We start from the raw sequence: 6,925 nt of genomic DNA, 5'->3' as shown, positions 1-6,925 counted from the left end.
ATTTTCGCCCGTCCGCTGGATCTGACCCGGCCGCCGTGGGAATTCACCCTGATCGACGGGCTGGAAAACAACCCCGGCATCGATCCCGGTTGCTACGCAATGGTGACCAAAGTCCACCATTCCGCAATCGACGGGATGAGCGGGGTCGATTTGATGGAGGCGTTGCACACGCTGGCGGCCGACACTCCGCCGCCAGCCGCGCCCGACACCTGGAAGCCGGAACGCATACCGACGGGCGCTGAACTGCTGGGCAAGAGCTACTTCAACGCGGTCACCAACCCCGTAAAGCAGCTGGAAGTCGCAGCCCGGGCCGCGCCCGGACTGGCGAAGGCGATCAAGGGCCTTGCGGCGAAGGAATTCAATGTCAGCGGCGAGATGCTCGCCCCGCGCACCCGTTTCAACAAGGTGATCTCCGCCGCCCGCGTTGTGGAAGGTCGCAGCGTCCCGCTGGCAGACATTAAAGCGATCCGCGCGCTCGACCCGGGTTGCAAGGTCAACGACGTGTTCCTGGCGATCATCGGCGGCGCGATGCGCAGATATCTGCTGGCGAAGGACGATCTGCCCGCCAAGACCCTGACGGCGATGGCACCGATTTCGGTGCGTTCCGACACCGAAAGGGGCGACATGGGAAATCAGGTTGCCGCCATGATTGCCCCGCTTGGCACGCATCTGGATGACCCGGCGGAACGGCTGGCCTTCGTCCATTCGCAGACCACCAACAGCAAGGCGATGACCGACGCCATCGGTGCCCGCAACATGACCGAAATGAGCAAGGTCAGCCCTGCCCTGTTCATGGCATTGGGCGCGCAGCTATACACGCGGCTGGGCCTCGCCAACCGCGTCGGGCCGCCGTTTACCACGGTGGTCACCAATGTGCCCGGCCCGCCGGTGCCGATCTATTCCTGCGGTGCCCAGCTCGAAAGCATGATGGGACTGCTCTGCCTGACCGACGGTCTCGGTCTCGGCCATGTGGTGCAGAGCTATTGCGCGGAAGCGACAATTGCCTTCACCGCCTGCCGCAAGATCATGCCCGATCCGGAATTCTACGCCCAATGCATCCAGGAAAGCTTTGACGAACTGCGCGATGCCGCCGCCGAATCTGCGGGAACAACGGCGAAGGCGGGGAATTCTTCAAGGAGAACAACGCCCGCAACCGACAAAAAAGAAAAATCCGGAGACGCCAAGGCCGAGCCTCCGAAACGCACAAAGGCGCTCGCAAAGAGGTCCGCCCCGAAAAAATCCCCGGTGCCCAAAAAGGCACCGGCAGCCAGAAAGTCAAAAGCATGACGCAAAGCGGCACTTCCGCTACCACCCGCACCGCGCGCCCACCCAGCCGCCTGTTGACGCTGGCGGAGCCGACGCGGGCGCTGGTGGAACTCGCCAGTTTCTTCGCCCTGCGTCCGGCGATGAGCCTGTTGCCGCGCGGCGACGGGCATGGTGTTCTCGTGCTACCCGGCTTCATGGCGTCTGACGGTTCGACCAAGCCGATGCGCTCCTTGCTCACCAGCCTGAATTACGAGGTTCAGGGCTGGGATCTTGGCCGCAATGTCCGGATCGACAACGAGCGGGTGGACGCGATGAAACTCTGCGTCGAAGCACTGCATGAGCGATCCGGTGGCAAGATTTCGATCGTCGGCTGGAGTCTTGGCGGGGTGTTCGCGCGCGAACTGGCCAAGATGATGCCGGAAAAAGTCCGGATGGTGATTTCGCTCGGTAGCCCGATTTCCGACGACCGCGGCCATACCAACGCCGCGCGCCTGTTCGAATGGCTGAATGGCAAGACGCCGGAACCGGTGGAGCGGGGCATGTTTACCGGACTGCATGTCGCCCCGCCGGTCCCGACTACATCGATCCTGACCAAGACGGACGGTGTCGTGGCTTGGCGCGGTTCGGTTCAGGCCAGAATGCACGAAGCCGCGCAGACGGAGAATATCGAAGTCCATGCAAGCCACTGCGGACTGGGCGTCAATCCGGCAGTGATGCTGGCAATTGCCGACCGGCTGGCGCAGCCCGAGGGCACGTGGCAGCCGTTCAAAGCCAAGGGGCTGGCGCGTGCCGTATTCCCGCAGAGCAGGCTGCACTAAGCGGGACGGACGACCCTCCCCCGCGTCAGAACATCTTGCGCACATCGATACCCAGATAACGTCCAACGGGATCAATCAGGGCGGGTTGGTAATTTAGCGGCACATTGCCGTCTTCATCAGTAACCCGGCGCACACCATCGAACAGATTGTCGGCGCGCAAGGCGATCCGCAATCCCTTCAATGGTCCATCCTGCTTTTTCAGAACTTCGCCCAGATCGGCGAAGAACCGCAAGTCTACTTTTGCGAGTCCATCGAATTCCAGATCGCTGCTGCCCAGCGCATCACTGCCATCGATCCGAGTGGGTCCCAGATAACTGCCGGAAAGTCGCAGGCCGAGGCCGCCGCGGAACATGCCCGCTTCCAACCGGGTGTTGTTGCGCGACACCGCTCCGCCGCCGCCAATCAGGTCGATCACCGGGACACCGGGTGCAATGAGGATTTCGTTTTTGAAGTCGAGCGTATGGTTGAGGCTTACGAAAAAGCGGCCGCGCCCATCATCTCCACCGCCGGGCGTTCCCGGAAAGCCGCCCGGGCCGCCGCCCCCACGCCTGCCGCGTCGGCCGCCTGCTGCGCCAGGAGCGCCGCGCCGGCCGCCTTCCGCGCGGCCTTCGGGTACGCGGGCCTCGCCAAAATTGCCGCGCAGGGACAGGCCCAGCGCAAGTCTGTCGAGCAACGTCTGGCTGTAGGTAACCGGCCTGCGGTCGACCGCCAGCAGGGTGCCGTCCGCACCGCGGGTCACGCGGTCCGGGAACGCCGCTTCGATTTCGGAAGTGAGTGTGGGAAACGCGCTCGACACATCGTCCGACCGGTTCCGGATGAAACTCGCCTCGAGATTGGCGTTCTCGATGAAGGGAACTTTCCAGTTGGCGGAGAAATTCCAGTCCTTCTGGGTTTCCGCGATCAGAAAGGGGTTACCGCCCGAGGTGATCGTGGCCAGAACCGTCTCGCCCCTGACGAAATCGAAAGTCGACACGTTGAATGTGACGACTTCCGGACTGCCAAGCTGGCTCAGCGATGGCGGGCTCTCCCGGTTCACGTAGGTCGCGGTCAGGTCGAGCTGTTCGAATGGTGCCCAGGTGACACTGGCGGTCCAGTCATAAAGGGTTCCGAAATCGGACAAGCGATCGAAACCACCCGCCACATTCAGGCTGATATCGCCCACCGCACCCAGGAAATTATCCCGTGTGCTGGTAACGGGAATGGAGACATTGACGCCGCCGTTCAGATTGCCGCGGGTCAGGTCCGTCTCGATATTGGTCCGGCTGTCTGCGCCCTCGATGTCGTTCCAGTTGTAGCCAAGATCGAAGGTCAAATTCACCTCGCCCGCCGGCAGAAGCAGCGCCGCGCCCTGCAACGTGGCCTTGCTGCTGGCGTTCTTGGTGTTGGTGGTCACGACAGCGAAACCGGGATCGGCCAGCCCTGGCAGGGGTGCGTCGAGTGCCAGTGACCCATCGGCGGCTTGCTCGACCAAGCCGGAAATATCGGGGCGCAGGTCGATCTGCGTGGTGCTGTTGGTTAACCCCGCGTCGGCGGTCGTCGTCAGCTGAAACGCCCCGACCGGCCGGTTGTAGCTGACCGAGGCCGAACCGGTGTCCGACGAGGTTCTCTGTTCGAGCGGATTATCCGCGCCGAAAGTGCGCAGCGCTCTGTTGCCGAGCGGATCGGTAAGCAGCACGGAATTCAGCCCGGACAGACTGCGGCTCTCGTTGCGCTCATAGGTCCCGTTAAGACCAAGTGATGCCCCGCTGTCGGCAAATGACCTGGCGTAATTCGCGGTACCTTCGAACGAGAAAGTGTCGGATACCAGGCTCCGGAAATCGGCTTGGGCCGGGTCGCCGGATACCAGGGAGACGCTTGACGGGGTTTGCTCGACGCCGCGCTCGGCCTCGGTCAGCAACGACCGGTCGGTGGCTTCCAGATTGACGTTGATCCTGGCCCCATTGGCGATCTTGAGCAGGGTCACCTCCTGCTCGTTGCGCGAAAAGCGGCCGCGAGCCGGCTGAGCGTATTCGGCTTCTGCTGTTACGGCAGTGTAATTATCCTTCAGAATGAAGTTGATAACCCGCCGATCAGGGGCAAAGCCAAATTTCTGGGCGACTTCCTCCGGTAGCACTTCCACTTTGCGGATCGACTCAGGTGGATAGGAGCGAAATTCGCGGAAACTGCCCACCCGAATGCCGTTGATCAGAAACACCGGCTGGCCGCCGCCGCGCCCGCGCGACGATTGCGTGACCGTTCCCAGCGCCTCCACCAGATCGGCGATCGAACTCGCGCCGTAGGCACCGATATCCGCCTCGTTCAATTCGACAATCGGGGCTTGTGCCGTATCGACCTGGCCTCGAATGCGGTCGGCGGTGACTACGATTTCGTCGAGGAGCGACCCATCGTAATCGGGTTCCTCGTCCGGCTGTTCGCCAAGCACCTGCCCAACCGGATCACCTTCCTGAGCAAGAGCGGGCACGGCAACAGTCAACGCCGCACAGGCACAGGAACTCAGCAAAAAGCGGATATTCATGCGTGGATCAATCCTCTGGTGGGGAGCGAATGGCAATCCGCTTTCGGGTAACAATATGTCGCAGCCTTTTGCATATACAACATGTGCCGCTGATGAATTTATTCCGCCGCATCGCAAGTGAAGCCATTATGCCACTGCGCACGAGGCTTTCCTTTTATCCCGCCCCCCGCTAAAGGCGCATCGATATTGCACCTGGCTGATGGAAAATAATTACTTATGGCGAAAGAAGAACTCCTCGAAATGCGCGGCAAGGTAGTGGAATTGCTGCCCAACGCGATGTTCCGGGTGGAGCTCGAAAATGGTCATGAGGTGCTCGGCCACACTGCTGGCAAAATGCGCAAAAACCGTATTCGTGTGCTCGTGGGCGACGAAGTCCTGTGCGAACTGACCCCTTACGATCTGACCAAGGCGCGCATCACCTACCGCTTCATGCCCGGCCGGGGCGGCCCCGGACCGCAATAAGGCCGGGGGGATTGGCCGCGCCATCTACGGAGCCGCGCCTCATCCTGGCGTCTGCGAGTCCGCGGCGCCGTGAATTACTCGCCCGGTTAGGGTTTGCGCCGGATCGCATCGCGCCGGCCGATATCAACGAAGCCCCTCTTAAAACCGAACTCCCCCGCGACTATGCCAAGCGAATGGCACGCGAAAAATCCGCCGCGGCCGCATCGGACAGCGCGTATGTTCTGGCGGGGGACACAGTGGTCGCCCTCGGCCGCCGGATCCTGCCCAAGGCGGATGATGAAGCCACCGCCCGAGAGTGCCTGAAACTGCTGTCCGGCCGCCGTCACCGCGTACTCTCGGCCATTGCCCTGCGCGCGCCGGACGGAACTCTGCGCGAACGGCTGTCGGACACGGTGGTCAAGTTCAAGGTGCTGTCGGACGAGGAAATCCGCGACTATCTCGCGGGCGGCGAATGGGAAGGCAAGGCCGGCGGCTATGCCATTCAGGGCGCTGCCGAGGGCCTCATCAGCTGGATACAGGGCAGTCACTCGGGCGTTGTAGGTCTGCCGCTATTCGAAACCCGCGCCTTGCTCAAGGCCAGCGGCTTCAAGATAGCCTGAGACGCCGCGATGAAGTGGTATCTCGAAGAAGGCATCGGCGAACACCGCGCTATCGCGGTGGCTGGCGGCGAAATCGTCGCCGCGCGGCTACACTGGCCGGGCGAATTGCTCGCGGGCCAGGTTACGGACGCAGTTTTGCTGGCACGCAGCGGCGGAAGCAGCCGGGGGACGGCGCAATTGCCATCCGGCGAACAGGTGCTGGTGGACCGGCTGCCCAAAGCTGCAAGCGAAGGGGCTCCACTCCGCGTCGAAATCACCCGTCCTTCCATGGCGGAACGGGGCAGGCTGAAACGCGCCCTTGGCCGCCCTACCGACAAAGGGTCAACCGCTCCCACGCTAGCGCAAACTCTTGCCGTGGAGGGTTGCGAAGCCGAAATCGTGCGCCGCTTCCCGGTGCCGGGATGGTCAGACGTGATCGCGGACGCCGTCTCGGGCGAAGTAGATTTTTCCGGCGGATCGCTGCTGCTGAGCCCTACGCCAGCCATGGTGACCATCGACATCGACGGTACCTTGCCCCCGCGTGAACTGGCCCTTGCGGCTATCCCTTCGATAGCACGCACTCTCGACCGCATGGATCTGGGCGGATCGATCGGGATCGATTTTCCGACCCTGCAAACCAGACAGCACCGCCGCGAAGTGGACGAGGCGCTGGACACCGCGCTTGCAGGCTGGCCGCACGAGCGTACCTCGATGAACGGGTTCGGCTTCGTCCAGCTGGTCAGCCGCCTGTCGCGCAAATCGCTCCTTCACCGGGCGGCCCATTCGCGCACTGGCATGGCCGCGCGCCTGCTGCTGCGTCAGGCGGAGCAGGTTGCGGAACCAGGCGCATTGCTGCTCACCTGCCATCCGGCAGTGGGCGCACATCTGACGCCGGAATGGCAGGCGGAACTCGCCCGCAGAACCGGCCGCGAAATCCGGATCAGGGCGGAACCAGGCCTTGCGCTGGAAGGCGGCTTCGCTCAAGCTGTGCCGCTATGAGCACGATCAAGACCTGCCCGATTTGCAAGAAGGCGCGTTCGGAGGAATTCTATCCGTTCTGCTCCAGCCGCTGCCGCGACCGCGATCTGTCGCAATGGTTCGGCGATGGCTATTCGGTGCCGGGCCGCCGCGCCGATCCGGAGGAAATTGCCCGTGAAGGCTGGGAAGAACAGAATTGAATTCGCGGCGACCATAATTCACCTGCAGGGCTCGCGGTTACCCCTTGCCAAGCGCGGTGGGCTTCGCCATAGGCCCCCTCTCCCACAGCAGGTGACCGATGTACGGCC

7 protein-coding genes are annotated in these 6,925 nt (G+C 62.8%); 6 read left to right on the top strand and 1 reads right to left on the bottom strand.

Going from position 1 to position 6,925, the window contains the following annotated elements; translation table 11 throughout:
* Window positions 1–1,287: WS/DGAT domain-containing protein (locus tag U0988_RS04220; RefSeq protein WP_322291389.1), on the top strand; the 1,287-nt coding region annotated here is incomplete at its 5' end.
* Window positions 1,284–2,084: a lipase family alpha/beta hydrolase gene (locus U0988_RS04215; protein WP_322291388.1), complete on the top strand. Its 801-nt coding sequence runs from the start codon at window positions 1,284–1,286 to the stop codon at window positions 2,082–2,084. The genes U0988_RS04220 and U0988_RS04215, both read left to right, overlap by 4 nt.
* Before the next feature lie 25 nt (window positions 2,085–2,109).
* Here the strand turns inward: U0988_RS04215 and U0988_RS04210 are convergent, their stop codons facing one another.
* Window positions 2,110–4,599: a TonB-dependent receptor gene (locus U0988_RS04210; protein WP_322291387.1), complete on the bottom strand. Its 2,490-nt coding sequence runs from the start codon at window positions 4,597–4,599 to the stop codon at window positions 2,110–2,112.
* 216 nt (window positions 4,600–4,815) lie between these two features.
* Here U0988_RS04210 and infA point away from each other — a divergent pair, with 216 nt between their 5' ends.
* Genes infA through yacG form a run of 4 tightly spaced genes read left to right on the top strand, consistent with a single transcriptional unit; the run spans window position 4,816 to window position 6,817 of the window.
* Window positions 4,816–5,061: a translation initiation factor IF-1 gene (gene infA / locus U0988_RS04205; RefSeq protein WP_047806247.1), complete on the top strand. Its 246-nt coding sequence runs from the start codon at window positions 4,816–4,818 to the stop codon at window positions 5,059–5,061.
* 44 nt (window positions 5,062–5,105) lie between these two features.
* The gene (locus U0988_RS04200) at window positions 5,106–5,660 is read left to right on the top strand and encodes a Maf family protein (RefSeq protein WP_322291392.1); all 555 of its coding nucleotides are present in this window, start codon (window positions 5,106–5,108) and stop codon (window positions 5,658–5,660) included.
* Window positions 5,661–5,669: 9 nt separating this feature from the next.
* Window positions 5,670–6,638 carry a ribonuclease E/G gene (locus U0988_RS04195; protein ID WP_322291386.1) on the top strand — a complete coding sequence of 323 codons (969 nt, stop codon included), beginning with the start codon at window positions 5,670–5,672 and terminating at the stop codon, window positions 6,636–6,638.
* Window positions 6,635–6,817 (top strand): DNA gyrase inhibitor YacG, encoded by a 183-nt coding sequence (yacG, locus tag U0988_RS04190; RefSeq protein WP_322291385.1) that lies wholly within the window; start codon window positions 6,635–6,637, stop codon window positions 6,815–6,817. The genes U0988_RS04195 and yacG overlap by 4 nt, the downstream gene beginning before the upstream one ends.
* Window positions 6,818–6,925: the final 108 nt, after the last annotated feature.

Origin of the sequence: Allopontixanthobacter sp. (assembly GCF_034376665.1) — a bacterium.
GTDB lineage: Bacteria > Pseudomonadota > Alphaproteobacteria > Sphingomonadales > Sphingomonadaceae > Allopontixanthobacter.
This window is presented reverse-complemented; position numbering and strand designations above follow the sequence as displayed.